The organism is Marinomonas sp. G8-14, assembly GCF_055808935.1.
On record NZ_CM147891.1, the window covers coordinates 490,282 to 513,386 of the forward strand.

At 43.7% G+C, this 23,105-nt stretch carries 17 protein-coding genes and 3 pseudogenes; 13 read left to right on the plus strand and 7 right to left on the minus strand.

Annotated features, from left to right (window positions below):
* Nucleotides 1-12: 12 nt before the first annotated feature.
* Nucleotides 13-1,419, minus strand: a complete 1,407-nt coding sequence (locus AC0L6V_RS02425; RefSeq protein ID WP_418138740.1) for an ATP-binding protein — start codon at nucleotides 1,417-1,419, stop codon at nucleotides 13-15.
* 50 nt (nucleotides 1,420-1,469) lie between these two features.
* Between AC0L6V_RS02425 and AC0L6V_RS02430 the strand changes: the two genes are divergently transcribed.
* The 5 genes and pseudogenes from AC0L6V_RS02430 (at nucleotide 1,470) to AC0L6V_RS02450 (ending at nucleotide 4,990) form a co-directional block, all read left to right on the plus strand.
* On the plus strand, nucleotides 1,470-2,090 hold the full coding sequence (locus tag AC0L6V_RS02430; RefSeq protein WP_418138741.1) for an acyltransferase: 621 nt from the start codon (nucleotides 1,470-1,472) through the stop codon (nucleotides 2,088-2,090).
* Between the two features lie 12 nt (nucleotides 2,091-2,102).
* Nucleotides 2,103-2,552 (plus strand): annotated as a pseudogene (locus AC0L6V_RS02435) (acetyltransferase); the annotation flags it as partial.
* A 110-nt stretch (nucleotides 2,553-2,662) separates the two neighbouring features.
* Nucleotides 2,663-3,745 (plus strand): aminotransferase-like domain-containing protein, encoded by a 1,083-nt coding sequence (locus AC0L6V_RS02440; RefSeq protein WP_418138742.1) that lies wholly within the window; start codon nucleotides 2,663-2,665, stop codon nucleotides 3,743-3,745.
* A gap of 272 nt (nucleotides 3,746-4,017) precedes the next feature.
* On the plus strand, nucleotides 4,018-4,734 hold the full coding sequence (locus AC0L6V_RS02445) for a YebC/PmpR family DNA-binding transcriptional regulator (protein ID WP_265217216.1): 717 nt from the start codon (nucleotides 4,018-4,020) through the stop codon (nucleotides 4,732-4,734).
* A gap of 49 nt (nucleotides 4,735-4,783) precedes the next feature.
* Nucleotides 4,784-4,990 carry a DUF1289 domain-containing protein gene (locus AC0L6V_RS02450; protein WP_265217217.1) on the plus strand — a complete coding sequence of 69 codons (207 nt, stop codon included), beginning with the start codon at nucleotides 4,784-4,786 and terminating at the stop codon, nucleotides 4,988-4,990.
* Nucleotides 4,991-5,003: 13 nt separating this feature from the next.
* On the opposite strand, the gene AC0L6V_RS02455 is transcribed toward AC0L6V_RS02450, so the two are convergent.
* Nucleotides 5,004-6,131 carry a glycosyltransferase family 4 protein gene (locus AC0L6V_RS02455; RefSeq protein ID WP_418138743.1) on the minus strand — a complete coding sequence of 376 codons (1,128 nt, stop codon included), beginning with the start codon at nucleotides 6,129-6,131 and terminating at the stop codon, nucleotides 5,004-5,006.
* 276 nt (nucleotides 6,132-6,407) lie between these two features.
* On the opposite strand from AC0L6V_RS02455, the pseudogene fabV reads away from it, so the two are divergent.
* Both fabV and AC0L6V_RS02465 read left to right on the plus strand, forming a co-directional pair.
* Nucleotides 6,408-7,611 (plus strand): annotated as a pseudogene (gene fabV, locus AC0L6V_RS02460) (enoyl-ACP reductase FabV).
* Between the two features lie 244 nt (nucleotides 7,612-7,855).
* On the plus strand, nucleotides 7,856-8,293 hold the full coding sequence (locus AC0L6V_RS02465; RefSeq protein WP_418138744.1) for a hypothetical protein: 438 nt from the start codon (nucleotides 7,856-7,858) through the stop codon (nucleotides 8,291-8,293).
* Here the strand turns inward: AC0L6V_RS02465 and AC0L6V_RS02470 are convergent.
* From AC0L6V_RS02470 to ubiG, 5 genes are all read right to left on the minus strand, one after another.
* Nucleotides 8,279-8,536 carry a hypothetical protein gene (locus AC0L6V_RS02470; protein WP_265217219.1) on the minus strand — a complete coding sequence of 86 codons (258 nt, stop codon included), beginning with the start codon at nucleotides 8,534-8,536 and terminating at the stop codon, nucleotides 8,279-8,281. The genes AC0L6V_RS02465 and AC0L6V_RS02470 overlap by 15 nt on opposite strands.
* The gene (locus AC0L6V_RS02475) at nucleotides 8,469-8,912 is read right to left on the minus strand and encodes an insulinase family protein (protein ID WP_418138745.1); all 444 of its coding nucleotides are present in this window, start codon (nucleotides 8,910-8,912) and stop codon (nucleotides 8,469-8,471) included. The genes AC0L6V_RS02470 and AC0L6V_RS02475 overlap by 68 nt, the downstream gene beginning before the upstream one ends.
* Complete coding sequence (locus AC0L6V_RS02480) at nucleotides 8,873-11,305, minus strand: insulinase family protein (protein ID WP_418138746.1); 2,433 nt, start codon at nucleotides 11,303-11,305, stop codon at nucleotides 8,873-8,875. The genes AC0L6V_RS02475 and AC0L6V_RS02480 overlap by 40 nt, the downstream gene beginning before the upstream one ends.
* A 73-nt stretch (nucleotides 11,306-11,378) precedes the next feature.
* Nucleotides 11,379-12,122, minus strand: a complete 744-nt coding sequence (locus AC0L6V_RS02485) for a YciK family oxidoreductase (RefSeq protein ID WP_265217221.1) — start codon at nucleotides 12,120-12,122, stop codon at nucleotides 11,379-11,381.
* A 20-nt stretch (nucleotides 12,123-12,142) separates the two neighbouring features.
* Nucleotides 12,143-12,865 carry a bifunctional 2-polyprenyl-6-hydroxyphenol methylase/3-demethylubiquinol 3-O-methyltransferase UbiG gene (gene ubiG / locus AC0L6V_RS02490; RefSeq protein WP_418138747.1) on the minus strand — a complete coding sequence of 241 codons (723 nt, stop codon included), beginning with the start codon at nucleotides 12,863-12,865 and terminating at the stop codon, nucleotides 12,143-12,145.
* A gap of 322 nt (nucleotides 12,866-13,187) precedes the next feature.
* On the opposite strand from ubiG, the gene gyrA reads away from it, so the two are divergent.
* The 6 genes and pseudogenes from gyrA to rpsA all read left to right on the plus strand — a co-directional run bounded on the left by gyrA (nucleotide 13,188) and on the right by rpsA (nucleotide 23,033).
* Nucleotides 13,188-15,875 carry a DNA gyrase subunit A gene (gene gyrA / locus AC0L6V_RS02495; protein ID WP_265217223.1) on the plus strand — a complete coding sequence of 896 codons (2,688 nt, stop codon included), beginning with the start codon at nucleotides 13,188-13,190 and terminating at the stop codon, nucleotides 15,873-15,875.
* Nucleotides 15,876-15,950: 75 nt separating this feature from the next.
* Nucleotides 15,951-17,030 (plus strand): 3-phosphoserine/phosphohydroxythreonine transaminase, encoded by a 1,080-nt coding sequence (gene serC, locus AC0L6V_RS02500; RefSeq protein ID WP_265217224.1) that lies wholly within the window; start codon nucleotides 15,951-15,953, stop codon nucleotides 17,028-17,030.
* 42 nt (nucleotides 17,031-17,072) lie between these two features.
* Nucleotides 17,073-18,196: pseudogene (gene pheA / locus AC0L6V_RS02505) on the plus strand (prephenate dehydratase).
* A gap of 23 nt (nucleotides 18,197-18,219) precedes the next feature.
* Entirely contained in the window at nucleotides 18,220-20,466 is a 2,247-nt protein-coding gene (locus AC0L6V_RS02510) for a bifunctional prephenate dehydrogenase/3-phosphoshikimate 1-carboxyvinyltransferase (RefSeq protein WP_409419316.1), read from the plus strand.
* A gap of 19 nt (nucleotides 20,467-20,485) precedes the next feature.
* Entirely contained in the window at nucleotides 20,486-21,169 is a 684-nt protein-coding gene (gene cmk / locus AC0L6V_RS02515) for a (d)CMP kinase (RefSeq protein WP_265217226.1), read from the plus strand.
* Between the two features lie 181 nt (nucleotides 21,170-21,350).
* On the plus strand, nucleotides 21,351-23,033 hold the full coding sequence (rpsA, locus tag AC0L6V_RS02520; RefSeq protein ID WP_409419317.1) for a 30S ribosomal protein S1: 1,683 nt from the start codon (nucleotides 21,351-21,353) through the stop codon (nucleotides 23,031-23,033).
* Nucleotides 23,034-23,105: the final 72 nt, after the last annotated feature.

Sequence of the window (23,105 nt, forward strand, 5' to 3'; positions counted from 1 at the left end):
CATTTTAAGGGACTAGTTTAAAGGGAATTCTATTCTTATTCCTAAGCCACCAGCAGGGGAGTGATAAGCACTGATCGTGCCCTGATGCCCATCCACAATATTAGAGCAAATAGCAAGGCCTAAACCTCTACCACCTGTTGCTCTGTTCCTTGAATTTTCGACACGGAAAAATTGTTCGAAAATTTTGTCTTTATCGTTTTCATCGACACCTGGGGCCGTGTCTTCAAAAAGAATAATGGCTTTTTTATTCTTTTTGGATAACTTAATTGTGAGCTTTCCTGGTGCGTTTGTATATTTTAATGAATTATTCATTAAGTTCGCAAAAAGCTGATGCAATCGATCAGAATCCGCATTCATAACAATAGGGCTTTTTTGCGAATATTCAAATGCTAATTCTAGGCCAGCCTCATTGAAGGGTAACGTCATAGATTGAACGGTTTGTTCAATAATCTCATTTAACGACGTGTCTTCCATTTGGTAGCTTAAATTCCCCATATCATGCATAGATAACTGGTTTAAGTCATCAATTAGACGCGCGATGTGAAGTGTCTCTTGCTGCAATGATGCAAGACTTTCCGGTGTGACTTTAATGATGCCATCTTGCATGGCTTCTATTTCGCCACGAAGAATTGCCACCAGGGTCCTTAGTTCATGCGCTGTGTCGGCTACCCAGCGCTTACGGGCTTCGCGGGTATGCTCAAGGGTGCAGGCCAAGTTGTTAAAATCACAACTTAGCTTTGCCAGCTCATCTGAGCCTTTTACTGCAATTCGAGTTTCGAATTTTCCTGCGGCCAATTTTTTTGTCGCTTGTTGCATAGACGTGATGGGCCGACTCAACCATTGCGCCAAAGGCCAAGTGAGTAAGGCTGCAATAGCCAGCATAAATGCAGAGATGAGTAAAAATGCTTCACCTTGTTGACGCACGAATCGTAGCGTTTGATCTTGCACAAGCTCTCTAATGGAGCGCAGTCCAACATACCCCACTATTTTTTTATTTACTTTTACAGCATGTGTTTCAGCATCGGTGAAACGTACCTTACCAATAATAGGTTTTTGTTGGCTATCATAGAGCAGGAAACGCTGACGATAATATTGTGATGGATAAATCAAATCCAAATTCGGTGTGCTAGGCGGCGGGATTAGATCGCGTAAGTTGTCCAGTTTGGCTTGATGCCATTCGCTTTCCATACGGCTTTCTTGAACAAGAAAATACCAGTCATCGTAATAGATGTATAGGTTAGCCGTTCTGTTTGCCATTTGTTCTAAAAAGTCACGATCGCGTTCTGTTGCATAGGATACAAATCCTCTGTCAAAGCTCCACTGAAAGACTTGCCACATAGAAACAATAAGCAAAATATTACTCAAAACAAATACAGCGAATAGTTTATGACGAATCTTTAACCCTTTGGTAATGGTCATGGCTGGGGCTGAAATCCTATTATGTCCTGTTGAGGTGTCGCAGACAGGGGATGAAAAAAATCGATAAACAATTACTTATGCAAAGCAAAATTATGAGCAATTCTAATCGTCTGTTTACTATACAGTTTTTGAGTGAAAGCTGGCTACTTGGTTGGAGTGTAAATAATGAGGATTTCCAATCAAGAGTTTCCTTTAGTATTATGCGTCAATTTTGTATTTTAGGTCTATTTATGGCTGTTTTATCTGTGTTCAAAGGGTTAGTTTCGTTTGCCTTGATTGTCTTAAACACCTTGGTTTGTTTTGTGCCTGTTATGCTTTTGGCGCTGCTGAAATGTATTTTGCCATTGGCATCGGTACGCGCATTGTTAAATAGGATGTTGGATAACATTGCTACGTTCTGGATAGGGGCAAATAATATCAACCAGCGTTACCTTGGTCGTTCGGTTATTGATGTGTCTGGGGTCAATGATTTTGCATTAAATGATTGGTATATGGTAACGGCTAATCACCAATCTTGGGTGGATATCCTTGTTCTGCAGAGACTTTTTAATCGCCGCATTCCCTTTATTAAGTTTTTTAAAAAAAGAGCTTATTTGGGTACCTTTTATCGGTTTGGCTTGGTGGGCATTAGAATTTCCATTTATGAAACGTTACAGCGCAGAGTTGCTTAAAAAAAGCCAGAACTAAAGGGAAAAGACATTGAGGTAACAAAAAGAGCTTGTGACAAATTCCAGTATTTTCCTGTGTCGATTATGAATTTTTTAGAAGGGACGCGCTTCACAACAGAAAAACATGACCAGCAATCTAGTCAGTATAAGCATCTTCTTATGCCTAAAGCAGGAGGTTTGTCCTTTGCCTTAAATGCTATGGATGGGAAGTTGCATCAATTGATTGATGTGACCATTGTTTACCCCAACGGTATTCCGAGTTTTTTTGATTATCTTTGTGGCAAGGTGTCCTTAATAAGAGTGCACGTTAGAGTTATGCCGATTGAGAGCGCCTTGCTTGGTGATTATCAAAATGATGGCGCTTATCGAACCTATTTTCAGCGCTGGGTTAATGATCTTTGGCAGCAAAAAGATCAGCAGTTCGAATATTTATTACAGGCCGAGGCGGAGCATCTCGATCAGTGAAGAACAGACTTTCTTCTGTATCCTTCAATCATTCGAGAATTGTATCTTTTCTCTTTTCTTAAAATGTCTGACTCTATTTTCTCAACTCTTAATTTGTCGAGGCGCTTGGTATGGATATCTCTCATTTATTGACTTCTCATTCACGAAGCATGGAAGCCTCTTTGGTTCGTGAGCTGCTGCATTATAGTCAACAGCCAGATATTCTATCTTTGGCGGGTGGTTTGCCTGATGAAAATCTGATGCCAGTTTACCCAGACTTGAAGCAATTAACAGACAGCCGACAATATGGCCCAAGCGAAGGTGAAAAAGATCTACGAGAATGTATTGTATCTATTGTTGCAGATCGAGGCATCCAAACATCAGCAAATAATGTGCTGGTAACCAATGGCTCTCAGCAAGGTTTAGATATCGTTAGTCGTTTGATTTTGGACGTAAACTCGACCATTTTAACCGAGCAGCCGACGTATCTCGCTGCTTGTCAGGTGTTTAAATTGCAAGGAGCGAAGGTTCAAGATGTCCTATCGGATGCAGAAGGAATGTCTGTTTCAGCTTTGCGCGATGCGATTGAAAAGCACCATCCGAAAGCGGTTTATTTGATTCCCAATTTTCAGAATCCAGCAGGGCATTGTTATAGCTTGGAGCGTCGACGCGAGATAGCTGCTTTGCTTGACGAGAAAAACATATTGTTGATCGAAGATGATCCGTATCGTGATCTTTGTTATGACAATGTCGACCTTACGCCTATTTCAACTTTGATAAAACAAGCACCCTGGCTGTATATGGGGAGTTTCTCGAAGGTTTTGTGGCCAGGATTGCGTACTGGCTATATCGTTTCTTGTGAGGTTTTTTCTCCTTACTTGGTTAAAGTAAAGCAAGCGGTTGATCTTCATACCAACCGTCTTAGTCAGAGTATGATTACGCAGTTCTTTAAGTCTGGACAATATCCAGATCACGTTATCAAGCTCCAACAAGCCTATAAAGAAAAGCGAGATGTAATGGCGGAGGCTTTGAGTGTGCAGCTTGGGGATCTCGTTGAATTTTCACTTCCGGCTGGCGGCATGTTCTTTTGGGTGAAATTGCCCAAAGGTGTTTCATCGCAATTAGTGCTAACAGAAGCGTTGAAAGATAAAGTTTTGGTTCTTCCTGGAACGCCTTTTTTCCCTGCAAGAGTCCACTTGATGATTCGTTTCTAAGATTGAGCTTTGCTCGTGTTTCACCAGCGCAAATCCATCAAGCGATTGCTGTTCTTGCGAAAGTGATTCGACGGCTTATTTAGCTATCAGTCGCTCGTGTGCGTGTTGACGCTGCCGGTTGAGTGTCTATATTGGCTAGGTTTTTTGTTCCATAGCATTTTTGTTGTGGTAAGGCTGGCTTTTTATTGTATTTATGCTTGGCTAGCAGTTCCTTCTTTTTCGGCGACACGTTAGAATCTTATTTTTAAGATTGTATAGAATAGGAATATGTAATGGGCAGAGCCTTTCAAAACCGCAAAGAGTCCATGGCAAAAACGTCTGACCAAAAAGCCAAGGTTTACAGCAAATACGGCCGTGAAATTTATGTATGTGCAAAGTCCGGTGGTATTGATCCTAATGGTAATTTGGCGTTGCGTTCACTGATCGAGCGTGCGAAAAAAGATCAGGTGCCTACTCACGTTATCGATAAAGCGATTGATAAGGCGAAAGGTGGCGGTGGAGAGGATTTCGACACGGCTCGCTATGAAGGTTTTGGTCCTGGCAACACCATGGTGATTGTGGATTGTTTGTCTGATAACCCAAACCGTACTTTTGGTGACGTGCGTACCTGTTTTAACAAAGTAAAATGCAAAATCGGTAGCCAAGGCAGTGTGAGTCATATGTTTGATCACAGCGCTATCTTTGTTTTTGCTGGCACTGATGAAGAAGCGGTATTAGAAGCTTTGATGTTGGCCGATGTGGATGTGACGGATATTGAGCTAGAAGATGGCAAAGTAACGGTATTTGCGCCACATACTGATTATAGTAAAGCAAAAACGGCGTTAACCGATGCGTTTGGCGATATCGAATTTGAGGTCGATGAAATTCAGTTTGTCGCGCAAAATACAACAGAAATTCAAGGTGAAGAAGTTGAGCAGTTTGATCGCTTCTTGGATCTTTTGAACGACTTGGACGATGTTCAGCGCGTTTATCATAACGCTGAATATTAGCATCAAAGGCCTTGGTGAAGTATTTCTCCAAGGCCTTTTATCTTTTTGTATGTTGGTAAAAATGACCAAGCCTAAGCCTCAGTTAAAATCTCCTTGTGTCAATGTGTGTCTTCTTAATGATGAAGATATCTGTGTTGGCTGTTATCGAACAGGTAAAGAAATCAGCCAGTGGGGAAGTATGAATAAAGCTTCGCAGCAGGCGGTGATGAAGAAGGTTCGTGAGCGAGAGGCCAAAAGCAGCTTGGTTTCTGACTAGCTGCTTCGAGTTGCTAGTGTTGGTCTTCTTGATTTTTGTTTTTCAGCTCAATCCATTGCGACATGTATTGTGTGCTTTTAAGGCTGTGGTGTCGCAGCATTAATCCCAAAAAGTGTTTCTTTCTCAAGCTTTCCTTTAGCTGATATTGCAGCTTCAGTCTATTGATGAATTTCGGTTCCCATTCATCTGCTTGATAGCGGTTTTTTAGGATTCTAATGCCATTGTGTTGCATTAATAGCCAGCTTTCTTTGTCTTGATAGAGAGAGACAGCGGCGTCGACAAAGGTTTCCATGTCATCGGTGATGACGCCATTCCATGGTAATTCCCCGTGCATCGACTCTGCGCCAATGCTGGTGGTGATGCTCGGTGTGCCGACTTGCATGGCTTCCACTAATTTGCCTTTGATTCCCGCGCCAAAGCGTAATGGTGCTAGGCAAAGTCGCGCTTGTTGCATCACAGCTTGAGCATCTTCAGCCCAACCTTTTACTAAAAAGCCTTCTTTTGTGTTGTGTAATTGCGTGGCTTTTGGTGGAGGGTAAGCACCGTAAATATGCATTTCTGCTTTTGGCAGACGTTTGCGAATCTTTGGCCAAATTTCCGTTTTTAACTGCAAAACGGCATCCCAATTGGGTGCATGTCGAAAGTTGCCGATGCTAATAAAGTGTTGGCGCTCTTCGAAGCAGGGTAAAGAATCGATGTCTTGTGGTTTCGGCAGCATAAATGGCAGATGAAATACGTGAGTTTCTGGTACGTGAAACTTATCCACTAATAGTTTTGTTTCGACTTCGGAAATCATCAAGGTCAAGTCGCAACGGTGGATAGCGGCTATTTCACGAATGCCATGCTCACTAAAAAGGTCTTCAGGCGCAAATGGCCTATTTTGTCTAATCGCATCATGCCTAGCTTGTCGTAATGAGTGAAGGTCTTCCGTATTCAGTACGCGTAGTGAATCTGGACTGAACTTTTCTACTCGCCAGCCAAATTGCTCCTCCATCATAAAGCGATCAAATATTACAATGTCTGCTTTTTTGTCTGCAATGTAGGTGTCAAATGAGGCACTGTTAAGTTCAATACGTTCGGCTTTTATGCCTAATTTGGAAAGATCTGTCATGTGCTCGGTTTGTTGAGCAGGGCTTCGCAAAGGATATTTGCCATTGCTGTTTATAAAAGCACTGTAGCAGTTGCAGCATTCTACTGCCCGCGGCAGAAGAGTTGGGTTCAGGCCAGACGTAGCCGATGATAAGTAGGTGCACGGTGATTTTTCTTGGCCTCTGTGAGCATTTGGTTCTGTATTTTAACGAGAATCAGGACATATTCGTCTGGCTATTGTATCATGACGCACAGATTTGTCTTGCCTACCTCATTTGACGGGATAGTCGGGCAAGATGTAAGCAAAACATGACGTTGAGAAGATATTATGATCATAAAACCAAAGATTCGCGGATTTATTTGTACAACAACACACCCAGTAGGTTGTGAGCAAAATGTAAGAGATCAAATTGCTTTTACTAAAAGCAAAGGGGCGATTGTAAATGGTCCTAAAAAAGTACTCGTAATCGGTGCATCAAGTGGTTATGGCTTATCTTCTCGTATCGCTGCGGCATTTGGTTCTGGTGCGGCAACCATTGGTGTTTTCTTTGAAAAACCAGGCACAGATAAAAAGCCAGGGACAGCGGGTTGGTACAACTCTGCAGCATTCGATAAAGTGGCGAAAGAAGAGGGTTTGTACGCGAAAAGTATTAATGGTGATGCTTTCTCAAATGAAGCACGTGATACCGTGATTGACTTGATTAAACAAGATCTTGGTCAAGTGGATATGGTGGTTTACTCTTTGGCTTCTCCGGTTCGCAAAATGCCAGATACAGGGGAAGTAGTGCGCTCTGTTCTTAAGCCGATTGGGCAGCCATACCGTTCTACGGCCATTGATACCAATAAAGATGTGATCATCGAAGCGGAAATTGAGCCAGCTACTGAAGAAGAGGTTGCTGCAACAACGACGGTAATGGGTGGGCAAGATTGGGAGCTTTGGATGTCGGCTTTGCAAGAGGCGGGCGTGTTAGCGCAAGGGGACTCGTACAGTAGCTTATTCTTACATTGGTTCTGATATTACTTGGCCAATTTACTGGCATGGTGCGCTTGGCAAAGCAAAAGAAGATTTAGATCGCGCTTCTGCGGCTATCGATGTTCAATTGGCTAAGATTGGTGGTGGCGCGAATGTGGCAGTATTGAAGTCTGTGGTGACGCAAGCATCTTCCGCTATTCCTGTTATGCCTTTGTACTTGGCAATGGTGTTCAAGGTGATGCGTGAAAAAGGCCTTCATGAAGGCTGTATGGATCAGATTTATCGTATGTTTGCAGAACGTTTGTACAACAATCATAATCCAGCAGAATTGACCGATGATAAAAACCGTCTTCGTCTGGATGATTGGGAATTGCGTGAAGATGTTCAGCAAGCGTGTCGTGATCTTTGGCCGCAGGTAAATGACGCTAATCTCTTTGCCGAAACCGATTACCAACTTTATAAAGATGAGTTTTTGAAGTTGTTTGGTTTTGGTTTGGATGGCGTTGATTATGATGCTGATGTCAATCCAGAAGTTGACTTTGATGTTGTGACACTTTAAGTGTTGTGAGTTTTAGATAGTAAAGACTAAAAGGAGCTTTCAGCTCCTTTTTTTATGGCTTGTTATCTCCTATAGTGAAGGGGATTAGGCTTTGGAGTGTATATGAGATATTCAATGGTGTTGTTCTGTGCTGTTTCTATGTTTGCGAATGCTCAGACAATTGAGCGTCAACCAGTGGATATTATTTATGGTAATCAGATAATCCGCACTCAACATCAAGTTGTCGTGAGACTCGAAAGACGAAGTGGCCGTTATTCCGGCAGAAAAGGTAAGAGATGGTTTGGGGCCAAATATTGTCATAACGGCGGATGGTCAGGGATTGTCTTATTTGGAAGAAAACGCGATCGCTGATCGCGAGCAAGCTATTTACGATGAAGTAAATAAGCGAACCGAAGAGGCGCCTTTTACGGTTTTGTTTACAGGTAATATTCCCGAAGAGATTCAAGAGAAACGTCTTCGGATGATGCCTGAAATTGGGATTTTTGGTGACCAAGTTGAACCTAAAAAAGAGCCTGTAGATGGCTCTGCTCCCAATGTTGGTGATTTCTCTCCTATCGGGAAAGGTGTTTCTTCTGGCCAATCTAGCGAGGCAGTCCAGTCTGGCGGGGCAGATCAGCCTAATGGGGCAAAAAGTGCACCCGCTACGGATAAAGAGAGGCTTGAGCAGTTAATTGGCGGTTAATTTATCCGGAGAGGTTTCTATCCAGCCTTGCGACGTTAATGCTGCTGGAAAGGCTTTGTTGTGAATGATGATGTTGCTAATACTCTCTGACCGCAGTTTGTTCTCTAGAAAATCTATGAAGTCTGTTTTGTCTATGGCTTCTACACTGTCTATCCATTCTTTCTTGGTGTGAAAATCAGGAGTGGGTTTGGCTATCTGATGCCATTCCTCTAAGGCGTTGTCGCTTAGATTTTTGGCGGTCATATTGAGCCTCGTCTAGCAGTGCAATTTTTGTGGTGTCAAATTCTTCCTTAGTTAAGGCGAGAAGTCGTTTTTCCTCTTCCTTTAAAAAATCTTCAATAGTACTGATGATGGTTGCCATGTCTTGGTTTGGTGATTGCACCAGCAGCCCTAGAATTGGGGTGTTTCGAATGCTTAGGTCTTGTGCTCCAACGATGTAGCCTAGTTGTTTTTGGGTTCTAAGTTCTTGGTAGAATCGGCTGTTGACGAGCTTTCTTAGCATGGCGAAGTAAGCTTTTTCAGTGATGGCCTTGTTTGATGTTGACGTTTCTGGGCTTGTGTCAATCAAGGTATACAGCACTACATTGTCGCTGCTAGTTGATGTAAATGGATAGTGCATTTTTTGATTTGCTGGGATGGGTTTGGTTTGTATCTCGATTGGTTTTTGGGGACCAATCGTCCAACAAAGCGCTGATGCAAGGAGTGGGCGAGGGCCTGAGTTTGCTCCTTGGTGACGTTGCCTGTGCTATAGCCAACTAGATCAAAGCTTGCGCGGGCCTCTTTTATATACTGTTGTAAGTCTTCAAATGACAGGTGGGGCAGGGCGTTTTCTAGTTGTTCTATTGTGAAGCTGTCTTTTGTAATAAGAGTGCTAAAGGTGCTATAGGCATTACTGTAGGCCTGTCTACTTTTTTGATTGGCAAAGTCTTTAGCTAATTGGGTTTTTATTTGAGCAAAGCGTTCGGCGCTTGGGCGAAATAAAAAAACTTGGTCTATTAGCCAAGTGGTATAGGTGTTTTGCTTATCTGAGTAGCCGCTTGTGCGTAAGGTCATGCCGTTTGCATGCGGGTAAAATTGATAGCCTAATCCAGCGATATAGGGTGAATAGGTTAATTCGCTTATGCTGTCGTTATAGAGTCGGCTCCATAGTTGATTCAGTAGGGCGTTTTGGGGGGAGTCGGCGGCATGGTTAAATCGTATTGCAATAAAATTCATTGCTGTGGGTTTGCCAAAGCTTGGGTCGGACTTGTGCCAGAAAGTGAAGCCTTGTTGATGAAAGACAATGTTTGGTGTGGTGTCTTTTTCGGTGATTAGGTCTAGGTGTTCTGGAATAAAGCGATTTTTTTCTGGAAGAGTGACATGGGTATTTTTTACGGATAGGTTGATGAAGTCCAAAAATGCAGAGCTGAACTCATTGTTGCTATAGGTGCTTTGGTACCAAGGTTCAGTCTGCCATGTTGGTTTTTGCTTTGCCCAATGTTTGGGGAAGGCTTTGTTGGTAGCAACCTGCACTAATAGATGTTTTGTATCGAGTTGTTTTAGTAGTTGGCGAACCTGTTTATTGTCGGCGGTCTTTTCAATGCGAAAGCTGCTTAGTATGTCAATAGCTGGAATTTTAAGTAGTTTTGCTGACAGCGTGCGAGCAAGGTTTTGTGGAGCGGTGTAGTTTTGATTGTTGTACATAAGTTGGCTAAGTTGCACCCCCTCTAATTGATACATGGGGTTGATTGGTGTTGATTGTAATAGGCCTATTGTGGCGAAAATGCGCTTCGCAACAGTATCTATATTTGTTAATCCGCTGTTTGTTAAGTGTGCCGTGACGGTGAAAAAAGCATTGTTTCCATAGTCTGGACTAACGCCTGCAGAGAGGCTGTTGATCAGTCCATCTGCTTTGAGTGAGGCATACAGAGAGCCCTCATTTTCGTTGCCTAAAATATACGATAAGTAGCGAGTGGGTCGGGTTTTGTAATGATTTTCTTGGGCGTCAATTTGGTATTGGAAGGATAGTGTATTGCTGTCTATTAGGGATTGAACAAATTGTAGCTGTGGTTGGTTTGTTTTCATTAATGTTGGGTAATGTTGTTTTGTTGGTGTCTGTTTGCTGGGTATGTCAGAAAAGTATTGTTTGGCGAGAGTGGCCATGTCTTGGTGGGATAGATTGGTAACGAGTACAAGTGCCATATTCTCACTGAAATAGTGTTCGTTATAGAGTGTTAAGAGCTGTTTTCTTAGGGAGGCTTCAGGTCTGTCTTTTAATGTTTCAAGGTTGCCAACGGTAAATCGGCTGTACGGGTGTTTGGGATTGAGTAGTGTTTTAAAAGCTTGGTTGTTGCGGCGACTTTCGTCTTTCAGTTTTGCTTTATACTCTGAATCAACAGCGTTTTTTTCTCTTTGAGTTAAGGACTCGCTAAATAAGGGGGTCGTAAAAAATTGTGCAAACCTATCTAGAGCGCCTTCGTATGCCGAAGGTTTAATGTCGAAATAAAAATTTGTTGTATCTGTACTGGTGTAGGCGTTATTTGAGCCGCCATGATGGTTTATGTAGGATTGGTAGTCGCCCGGTTCTGGGTATTTTTCGGTGCCAAGAAACAGCATGTGTTCTAAAAAGTGTGCTAAACCTTGTTGATTGTCTGGGTCTTGAAAGCTGCCAACATTGACGGCTAACGAGGCTGAGAAGCGCTCTGCTTGAGGGTCGCTGACCAGTAGTACTTTGAGGTGATTAGGCAGTGTTATAAGGCGATAGTCATTTTTGTCTGTTAGGCTTTTGTTGGGGATCTCTAGCATGTTCATGCCTGTTGGAGAAGTGGAGAGATCATCGTCTTTTGCTCTGTTTATTTCGTTGCTCGTCTGTGTCGAACGTGCTGGTGTGATGCTTGTCATTATGGCGTTGCTTATATTTGGCTGAAGGTGGGTTTCTGTGGAGATAGAATTGCCTGCTTGAATCGAAAAACAGGCAAGTGCGATAGTGAGTGCAAACCAATAGGGGATGATTTTTCTAATAGTGTTTATCATGGCTTCAGATTACTTAAGCCTGTGATGAGATGCAATGGACAAGTTTTTGTCCATTGCTAAAAATGGGCCAACTTTATTGAGCGTCTAAAGATTGGCCGTTTACATTCAGGCTGTCATCACCCATTAAATAAAGATAAAGTGGCATAATATCTTCTGCAGCAGGCAGGGTTGTTGGATCCTCGTCAGGGTAGGCGTTTGCCCTCATATTCGTCCTTGTGGCTCCAGGGTTTATGGCATTTGCCCGGACATTTGGTGAGAGGCTTTGTAGCTCACTAGAGAGCAGTTGCATCATTGCTTCTGTGGCGAATTTAGAGATGGCATAGGCGCCCCAGTTGGCTTTGGCTTTTCTCCCTACGCCTGAGGAGGTAAAAATAATAGATGCGTTATCTGCTTTCTGTAAAAGAGGGAGTAGGGCTTGGTTTAGCAGTAATTGACTGGTGACATTAACGCGCATCACCTGTTCAAACAGTACTGGGTCGTAGTTTGCTAGATTGGTGCGCTCACCAAGTAGGCTGGCGTTATGAAGAATGCCGTCAAGGTGGCCAAACTCACTTTCAATGGTATTGGCAAGCTCTATGTAGTCGTGTCCTGCGGCACCATCCAAGTTTAGTGGGACAATGGCTGCCTGGGGATATTGCTGCTTTTCTATATAGTCGTAAACTGCTTCAAGTTTCTTGGTGGTGCGCCCTAACAGAATAACAGTTGCACCGTGTTTTGCATAAGTAATGGCGGCGGCTCTTCCTATGCCGTCACCTGCGCCTGTAACAAGGATTGCTTTGTCTTTGAGTAGTTGGCTCGGGGCTTGATAATCAAACATATCTCCTCCTTGCGTCTTTATCAGACTTTGATTTTTTGAGTATGCATTAGGTAATTGACTGACACGTCTTTGTCATTCAATTTGTACACTTTGCTCAACGGGTTGTAAGTCATGCCTGTCATGTGGGTGACTTCGATTCCCGCTTGTCTTGCGTAATTATTGAGTTCGGCCGGTTGGATGAATTTGGCATAATCGTGGGTGCCTTTAGGTAGCATTTTGAGTATGTATTCAGCCCCGATGATAGCGAATAAGTAAGCTTTGGGGTTTCTGTTTATGGTAGAGAAAAATACGTGACCACCTGGTTTTACTAACGCCATGCAGGCATTTATTACAGAGGCGGGGTCTGGTACGTGCTCTAGCATTTCAAGGCAGGTAACGACATCGTATTGGCCAGCTTCGCGTTGTGCGATTTCTTCTGCGGTGATTTTCTCGTAATCAATATTGAGCTTGGATTCTGTCAGATGCAGTTTGGCAACGGCTAGAGGAGCTTCGCCCATATCGATGCCTTTGACATCGGCACCTAGCTTTGCCATTGCTTCAGATAAAATGCCGCCGCCACAGCCTATGTCGATAACTTTTTTACCTTGTAAGCCTTCTGAGCGTTCATTTATATAGTTGGTGCGCAAAGGGTTAATGTCGTGCAGTGGCTTGAATTCATTTTCTGTATCCCACCAACGGCTCGCGAGCGCTTCAAACTTGGCAACTTCATCTAGATCTACATTGTTTTGCTGAGGGTTTGTCATTTGTTTGGCTTCCGTTTTTCAGTGTTGCTGAGGTTGGAGTAAAGTGATGTTGTATATGGATAAAGTTTATTTTGACAGTATAGCGCCAACCCTGCAGGTGACCAATAGTAAACTTCTTTTGTCCTAATAGTATAACCACTTAGCGCGCTTGGGTGAAATGGGAGGCGTTGAATTGAGATTGGGGAGAGCATAATTGTTAGATTGAGCTACAAAACATGCTCCTCAAAGGGGTGTTATTTATTTCCTTATGTTACAATACGGCGCTTATAAAAAGATATTAGGGAGTCTTCTTGACTCCAAGGCATAAGGATCGATTGTATCTATGGGTGAATTAGCCAAAGAAATTATTCCCGTCAGTATCGAAAATGAACTTAAGGGATCTTACCTAGATTACGCAATGAGCGTTATTGTCGGTCGAGCATTACCTGATGTACGAGACGGGTTAAAGCCTGTTCACCGTCGCGTTCTATTTGCGATGAATGAACTTAAAAATGATTGGAATAAACCGTACAAAAAATCGGCGCGTATCGTCGGTGATGTAATCGGTAAATATCACCCACATGGTGATTCTGCTGTATACGATACGATTGTTCGTATGGCGCAGCCTTTCTCAATGCGTTATACCTTGGTCGATGGTCAAGGCAACTTCGGTTCTGTTGATGGTGACAGTGCCGCGGCAATGCGTTACACAGAAATCCGTATGGCGAAAATTTCTCATCATCTTCTGATGGATTTAGAGAAAGAAACCGTCGACTTTGTGCCTAACTATGATGGCACTGAATTTATGCCAGAAGTATTGCCTGCACGTGTGCCTGGACTGTTAGTGAACGGTTCGGCTGGTATTGCAGTAGGTATGGCGACTAATATTCCACCTCATAATCTTGGTGAGATTATTGATGGTTGTTTGGCGGTGATTGATAACGCTGACATTACTATTGATGAACTTATTGATCATATACCAGGGCCAGACTTCCCAACAGGGGCGTTTATTAATGGTCGTGCTGGTATTATTGAAGCTTACAAAACTGGTCGCGGTCGTATTTATATGCGTGCTCGTCACCATTTCGAAGACATGGAAAAAGGCAATCGCCAATCCATCGTTTTCACTGAGATTCCTTATCAGTTGAACAAAGCGAAGGTGATTGAAAAAATCGCTGAGCTAGTTAAAGAGAAAAAACTGGAAGGTATTAGTGAGCTTCGTGATGAATCCGACAAAGACGGTATGCGCATCGTAATAGAGTTGCGCCGTGGTGAAAACCCAGACGTTGTTGTTAATAATATTTTCTCGCAAACTCAGTTACAGTCTGTGTTCGGCATGAACATGGTTGCCTTAGTTGATGGCCGTCCTCAACTGTTAAATCTTAAACAAATTCTTGAATGTTTCGTTAAGCACCGTCGCGAAGTTGTTACTCGTCGTACTATTTATGAGCTTCGTAAAGCGCGCGAACGAGGTCATATCCTTGAAGGCTTGGCGGTTTCCCTAGCGAACATTGATCGTGTTATTGAACTAATTCGTACCTCGCCAACTTCGGCTGAGGCCAAAGATAAGTTGGTGAATGAGTCTTGGCAGCCAGGCAATGTCATGGCCATGCTTGAGCGTGCTGGTGCTGATGCATGTCGTCCAGATGATTTGGATGCTGCTTATGGCTTTGTTGATGGTGCTTATCATTTATCACCAGACCAAGCGCAAGCGATTTTGGATTTACGTTTACATCGTTTGACTGGTCTAGAGCATGACAAGTTGCTTGGTGAGTATAAGGCGCTTATTGAGACTATTGGTGAGTTGCTGAACATTTTGTCTAACCCTGATCGTCTGATGGAAGTCATCCGCGAAGAATTAGAAGAAGTTAGAGACACGTTCGGTGATGCGCGACGTACTGAGATCTTAACGTCTCGTCAGGATTTGACGATCGCAGATTTGATTGATGAAGCCCCTATGGTGGTGACAATTTCGAATACTGGTTATGCGAAATCTCAGCCATTAGTTGAGTATCAAGCGCAGCGTCGTGGTGGTCGTGGTAAGTCTTCTGCTAGCATGAAAGATGAAGACCACATCGAGCATCTATTGGTTACCAGTAGTCATGACACCATCATGCTATTTAGTAATTTTGGTAAGGTTTACTGGTTACGTGTGTTTGAAATTCCGGTCGCTAGCCGTAGTGCGAAAGGTCGCCCCATTGTTAACCTGTTACCGTTGAGAGAAGGCGAATCTATCTCTGCGCTATTGCCTTTGCCGGTTGTTGAAGCGGTTGAAGCTGATTCGGAGTCGGATGATGACGTTGCTGATGATGCTATTGTTGAGGCAAGTAGCTATATCTTTATGGCGACGGCAAACGGAACGGTTAAAAAGACAGCGATGCAGCACTTTGCTCGTCCTCGCTCCACGGGATTGATTGCGCTTAGCTTGGATGAAACCGATGAGTTGGTTGGCGTGTCTGTGACCAATGGTGAAAACGATATTATGTTGGTTTCTTCTTCTGGTAAAACAATTCGCTTCAAAGAATCTGATGTTCGCGCCATGGGGCGTACTGCAGCAGGCGTTCGTGGTATTCGTTTGGGTGAGGGTGCTAAGGTGGTATCGCTTATCGTCCCTCAAGAGGGTTCAGCGGTATTGATGGCCTGTGAAAATGGTTATGGCAAACGTACTTTGGTAGAAGACTTCCCTGTGTATGGTCGTGGCGGTCAAGGTGTTATCGGTATTCAGGTGTCAGAGCGTAACGGCCCGGTAATTGGTGCTGCTCAGGTTGATGAAACGGATGAGATTATCTTGATTACTGACCAAGGAACCTTGGTTCGTACTCGCGTGACCGAAGTGTCTTGTCAGGGACGAAATACTCAAGGTGTGACCTTGATTCGTTTGACTAATGATGAGCATCTGGTTGGTATTGAGCGTGTCGTTGAACACGATGAAGGTGATGTTGAGATAGATGAGGCGGACGAAGTTGTCATCGATCAATCGACAAATGATGGCGAAGAGTCACCCGATAATCTAGATTCCGATACGGAATAGAAAATAAAGCGACGCACCTAGGTGCGTCGCTTTTGTTGTAGATAGGTCCTGAAAATACTAGAGGTAATAAGCAGGATGAGCCGAGTATATAATTTTTGTTCTGGTCCAGCAGCGCTTCCCGAAGCGGTTTTGAAAAAAGCACAGGCTGAAATGTTAGATTGGCATGGTGCGGGTGTTTCTGTAATGGAAATGAGTCACCGTAGTGCTGAGTTTATGTCTATTTTGGCATCGGCTAAAGCGCGCTTGTCGCGTTTAATGAATATCAGTGACGACTATGAAATCTTGTTTGTTCAAGGTGGTGCGTCTACTTTATTTGCTCAAATTCCTGCAAACCTAGTAAACGGATTTGATTCTGCTTGCTTTTTAGATACAGGTGCATGGTCTTCAAAAGCCATTAAAGAGGCAAAAAGATACACTAAGGTTAATGTTGTGGGTTCATCAAAGGAGCAGAACTATCTTACGGTTCCTGACTTTTCAACTTTATCATTGGATGAAAGTGCTGCGTATTTACATCTTTGTCCTAATGAAACCATTGGTGGCTTAGAGTTTTCTGATTTGCCAGAGACTAATCTTCCTATCGTTGCTGATCTGTCTTCTACTATTTTGTCTCGAAAAATCGATGTCAGTAAATATGGTCTTATTTACGCTGGTGCGCAAAAAAATGTCGGTCCAGCGGGTGTGGTTATCTGTATCATTCGTAAGGATCTGTTGGCGCGCAGCAGTGATGAGTTGCCGTCAATATGGAACTTTGCCAATTTGGCGGCAAATGATTCTATGATCAATACGCCGCCAACCTTTGCGATTTATTTGGCGGATTTGGTGTTTGAGTGGCTGGAAGCTCAGGGTGGTGTTGAGGCGATCGAAGCCATTAATATTCGCAAGGCGCAAGCTTTGTATGACTTTATTGATTCAAGTGATTTTTATTCAAACCCTGTTGACCCTGCTTACAGATCGCGTATGAATGTGCCGTTCATTCTGGCGGATGAGTCTTTAGAGTCTCTTTTCTTGCAAGAGTCTGAAGCCGCAGGCTTGCGCACATTGGCTGGGCATCGTTCAGTTGGCGGCATGCGCGCGAGTATCTATAACGCTATGCCGATGGAAGGGATTGAAGCTTTGATTGACTTTATGCGTGCCTTTGAGAAGCGTCACGGATAATAGATACCTAATAAGCAATAAGAACCACGGATAACAAATAGCATGTCAAACTCTAAGCAAACAGTACCCGATACGCTGCCTTTATTGCGTGATCGTATCGATTCTATTGATTCGCAAATACAAATGCTGATAAATGAGCGTGCTAGATGCGCTCAAAAAGTAGCGGAAGTAAAATTGGCTGAGCAGGGCGGAGACGCGGTCGTCTTTTATCGTCCAGAGCGCGAAGCGCAAGTGTTACGTAGAGTGATGGAGCGTAACGAGGGGCCTTTGGGGAATGAGGAAATGGCGAAGATCTTTCGTCAGGTGATGTCTTCTTGCCTTGCGCTTGAGAAGCCAATGCGCATTGCTTTTTTGGGGCCTGAGGGTACGTTTACACAGCAGGCCGCATTAAAGCACTTTGGTAAGTCTATTATCAGTGCGCCTATGGCAGCCATTGATGAAGTGTTTCGTGAAGTTGAGTCTGGTGCGGCTAATTATGGTGTCGTGCCGGTTGAGAATTCGACAGAGGGTGTGGTGAACCATACCTTAGATAGTTTTCGCGATTCACGTTTAAAAATTTGTGGCGAAGTAGAAGAGCGCATTCATCACCATCTTTTGGTGAAGCTCCAAATATTAACGCGGATGATGTTACGCACATTTATTCCCATCAGCAGTCTTTGGCGCAATGTCGTGCTTGGTTAGATCGTTATTGGCCACACGTTGAGCGTGTTGCGGTGAGTTCGAATGCTGAAGCGGCTCGTCTTGCGGCTGATGCGGGGCGAAGTGGTCGAGCGATTGCAGCGATTGCAGGTGAAGTGGCTTGTGAATTATATGGCTTATCAAAAGTATCCTCTAATATTGAAGATCGCCCTGATAATACGACGCGCTTTTTGATTGTTGGTAATCAGGATGTACCGCCCAGCGGTAAGGATAAAACGTCATTGCTCATTAGTGCTAAAAATGAGCCGGGTGCTTTGTATCGATTACTTGAAGCCTTCGAGCGTCACGGTGTTGACATGACACGTTTGGAGACTCGTCCTTCTTTAATGAGTCGATGGGGTTATATTTTTTATATTGACTTCGTTGGTCATTATTTGGACGACGACTGTCGCGCTGTGATTGATGATTTACGTGAACGAGCTTCGGAAGTGAAAGTGTTGGGTTCCTATCCTGTGGCTGTGCTTTAGCAATTATTTAAGAGTGTTATGCTTTGATTGGTGAAAGTGATTTTCAGGCGTCCGTTGATATGGCGTCTCAGGAAAAAAAGAAGTTTGGCAATGTCATGATCATCGGTCTTGGTATGATCGGTGGTTCGTTCGCTAAGGCGTTGAAAGAGCGCGGTTTAGCGACCCTGTATGCGGTGGATCGTCGTGACGGCGAACTGGCTTTGGGTGTGTCGACAGGAGTGATTGATTATCCTGCCGAGTTGTCTGCTGAGTTTGTCTCAAAAATGGATGTTATTGTTCTGGCAACGCCTGTTAGAGCAATGGAGTCTGTTTTGGCCGATCTTAAGCCTTTTTTGTCTGAGCAGACGCTAGTGACGGATGTGGGGTCGACAAAAGGTAGTGTGGTTGAGGCTGTGCGTCGTGTCTTTGGGCATGTTCCGGCTAATTTTATTCCTGGTCATCCTATTGCTGGCGCAGAGAAAAGTGGGGTGTTGGCCTCTAATTCACAGCTTTTCGAAAAACACATGGCGATAGTGACTCCCTTGGCGGATAGCAATCCTGTGTTATTGGATCGCTTGCACCGTCTTTGGCGTGCGGTTGGTGCGGATGTGGTGAGCATGGATGTTAATCATCATGATCATGTGCTCGCCTCTTCAAGTCATTTGCCTCACTTGCTGGCCTATACTTTGGTCGATGCGCTGGCCAATGGGGAGCGTAGTCAGGATATCTTCAGGTTTGCGGCGGGCGGCTTTCGTGACTTTACTCGCATCGCTTCCAGTGATCCGGTTATGTGGCGAGATGTTTTTTTAGCCAACAAAGATGCAACGCTAGCGACTCTAGATCACTTTACTGATCGGTTGGCTGACATGCGAGCTGCTATAGAGAAGGGTGATGGCGCTAGTATGTTTGGTGTGTTTACTCGAGCAAAATCTGCGCGAGATCATTTTCTTCGCTTGTTAGAGCAACGTACAATTGGTTCTACCAAAGAAGTTCGTCCTGTGTCTGTCTCCGTTTTACCAGCTTCTGCGATTAAAGGTGAGGTGTCTTTGTTGGGTGACAAATCTTTGTCACATAAAGCGATTACCATAGCCGCGCTGTCAGAAGGTGTGAGTGAAATAAAGAATATTGATTTAACGGGTGATGTGCGCATTACCATGCAAGCTTTTCGAGATATGGGGGTTGTCATAGAAGAGGCCTCGGTTGATCATTTGCGTGTTCATGGTGTGGGTGTTAGAGGGTTAAAAGCACCGATTGCCCCTATTAATGTCCATCAATCCAGAGAAAGTTTGTATTTATTGTTGCCAGTTTTGGCTGGACAGTCGTTCCCTGTTTCTGTGATTGCTGAAGGCAAGCTGCTAAATCAGTCAATGGCGGATTTATTTTCTTTGGTGCGCCAAATGGGTGGGAGTGTCATATCTGAAATGGCGGATTGTTTGCCTGTTAATCTGTTGCCAGGTAAGTCTTTGGATGTGTCGGTTAATTTAAAGGCGGGTTCTGAGAGACTGCGTATGTCTGCTTTTTTGGCCGCCTTGTATTCGCCTGTTGAGGGTGTTGTGACAACATTGTCTAAAGACTTGTCTCATTGTGAAGTGTTGTTGCGACATTTTGGTGTGAAAATATTTGACCAGGTCGAAGGGTTTAAGGTTGCTCCGGCTCCATTCGTCGGTGCAGATATAGTGCTGTCGGGTGATGAGTACGAATTGGCTTGGCTCGTATTGTTGTCAAGTCTTTTGCCAGGTTCGGATTTATCTATTGAGAATGCTGGTTTAGATTCAGTGTCCTTTGCATTGTTGGCTTTTTTGCAGTCAATTGGTGCCGATGTGACTATTCCTGTGCAAAGTGGTTCTGGGTTATTCGAGGGTAAGGTGCAAGTCGGTTTTGCAGAGCTTCGTTCGTTTCATTTGCCGTCTGAGCAAAGTTATCGCTTTAGAGATCAGCTACCTTTGTTGTGTGTCGCAGCGGCATACGCTAGAGGCGAAAGTTTTATTCAGGGAGTCGGTTCTCTGCCTTATTATCATGAAGATAGAGTGTTAGCGTTTATTGATGCACTTAAACAGATGAAAATCGCTTGTGTTTATGAAAATGGTGATTTGCGAATCAAGGGTGGATTGCCTCAAGGTGGCGAGTTGGATTGCGCTGGTGATGATAAATTAGCGCTTGCTATGTTGGCGTTAGGTGCGCGCAGTCAATCCATAACGAAAGTTAATGATTGTCAAAAATTATTAGAAGAATTTAACGAGTTGGAGAGTGTTACTGTGCAATTAGGTTTTCATTGTTCAGTGACGCAGTAGTTTTTTAAGAGGAATAGTTATGATCAACCAAGGCCCAGTTATTACGATTGATGGTCCAAGTGGTGCAGGTAAGGGCACTGTAAGTCAGTTAATCGCAGAAAAGCTGGGATGGCATATATTGGACAGTGGCGCTTTATATCGACTGCTCGCACTGGCTGTATCTCATCATGGTATGTCTTCTGATGATGTTGATACTTTAAAGGTGCTAGCTGAACATTTAGATATACAGTTTCAACAATCAGCAGAAGGTAAGGTTGAAATTATTCTTGAAGGCGAAGTCGTAACTCAAGCTATTCGCACCGAAGGTGTTGGAAATTGTGCGTCAAAATTGGCAGCTATTCCAGAAGTTAGAGAGGGATTGTTGTTGCGTCAGCGTGCTTTTTCGCAAGCGCCAGGGTTGGTTGCGGATGGCCGAGATATGGGGACGGTGGTGTTCCCTTCCGCGCAGATTAAAATCTTCTTAACCGCTTCCGCAGAAGAGCGTGCACAGCGTCGGTTGCAGCAATTGCAGCAAAAAGGTGAAACGGTTAATCTGGATGAATTGGTTAAGACCATCAAAGAGCGAGATGAGCGGGATGCGAATAGGGCAATTGCCCCTCTTGTGCCAGCGGCAGGCGCTTTGGTAATAGACAGTACGACGTTGACGATAGAGCAGGTTGTTGAGATTGTTTTTGCAGAAGCTGTGAAGGCGGGTCTTGTGTAATCTGTTGTTTTTTGCGTCTACTTTTTTGTAATTAGAATGTGCTATAATAGTTTAAATGTTATTCAAGTCGATAAAAGTGCCAGCAAGCTTTTATCGCATCATCCAAAAAAACTGACCCGCATTCGCTGGCAATGTGGATATGGCCTAGTTATTTGCATAGGCCGACTATATAGGAAATACAATGACTCAAAGCTTCGCAGAACTGTTTGAAGAAAGCCTATTAACCGTCGAAATGGCGCCAGGCTCAATTGTTACTGGTATCATTGTTGATATTGACAGTGAGTGGGTAACTGTTCATGCAGGTCTTAAATCTGAAGGCGTAATTCCTCGTTCTCAGTTCCTAACGGAAAGTGGTGAGTTCAACTTAAAAATCGGTGACGAAGTTAAAGTTGCGCTTGATGCTGTTGAAGATGGTTTCGGTGAGACTAAATTGTCTCGCGAAAAAGCTAAACGTGCAGAAACTTGGTCTGTTCTAGAAAAAGCTTACGAAGAAAACGCCATTGTTCACGGTGTTATCAATGGTAAAGTCAAAGGTGGCTTCACAGTTGATATCGCTAATATCCGTGCTTTCTTGCCTGGTTCTTTGGTAGATGTTCGCCCAATTCGCGACACATCTCATTTGGAAGGTGTGGATCTAGAGTTCAAACTTATCAAGCTTGATCAAAAACGTAACAACGTTGTTGTATCTCGTCGTGCCGTTATGGAAGCGACTAACAGCGCTGAACGCGAAACGCTACTTGCTTCTCTTGAAGAAGGTCAAGAAGTTAAAGGTATCGTTAAGAACCTTACTGACTACGGTGCGTTCGTTGATCTTGGTGGTGTTGATGGTCTTCTACACATCACTGATATGGCTTGGAAACGCATTAAGCACCCAAGCGAAATCATTGCTGTTGGTGATGAGATCGATGTTAAAGTTCTTAAGTTCGACCGCGAGCGTAACCGCGTGTCTCTAGGTCTTAAACAGTTGGGTGAAGATCCATGGGTTGCTATCAAAGCCCGTTACCCAGAAAACACTAAAGTTACTGCGAAAGTGACTAACTTGACTGATTACGGCTGCTTCGCAGAGCTTGAAGAAGGCGTAGAAGGTCTAGTACACGTTTCTGAAATGGATTGGACTAACAAAAACATTCACCCATCTAAAGTTGTTCAGATCGGTGACGAAGTTGAAGTTATGGTTCTTGACATTGATGAAGAGCGTCGTCGTATTTCTTTGGGTATCAAGCAGTGTACAATGAACCCATGGGAAGAGTTTGCAACTTCTTTCAACAAAGGTGACAAAATCTCTGGCGCAATCAAGTCTATCACTGACTTCGGTGTGTTCATTGGTCTTGATGGCGGTATTGATGGTCTTGTTCACTTGTCTGACCTATCTTGGGATGAAACGGGTGAAGAAGCCGTACGTCAATACAAGAAAGGCGATATGCTAGAAACAGTTGTATTGTCTATCGATGCTGAGCGTGAGCGTATTTCTTTGGGTGTTAAGCAACTTGAAGAAGATCCGTTCCTTGCTTTCGTTGCAGAAAATGACAAGGGCACTATTGTAAACGGTACTGTTTCATCAGTAGACGCAAAAGGTGCGGTTGTTGCTCTTGCTGAAGGCGTAGAAGCGACATTGAAAGTGTCTGAAATCAGCCGTGAGCGTATCGAAGATGCAACTACAGCATTGAAAGAAGGTGATAAAGTAGAAGCTGCGATCATTAACGTTGATCGTAAAGCTCGTACTATCACTCTATCTATCAAGCAGAAAGATGCGACTGAAGAGAAAGCTGCGTTGAAATCTCATTCTGAGAAGCAACAAGCGGAATCAAATGGCCCTACTACCATTGGCGATTTGATCAAAGCACAACTAGAAAACCAAAACTAAGATTTGATTTTTAGTTGTGATAAAAAGCGGACCTAGGTCCGCTTTTTTTTTGATTTTTTTGTCGATTCTTTC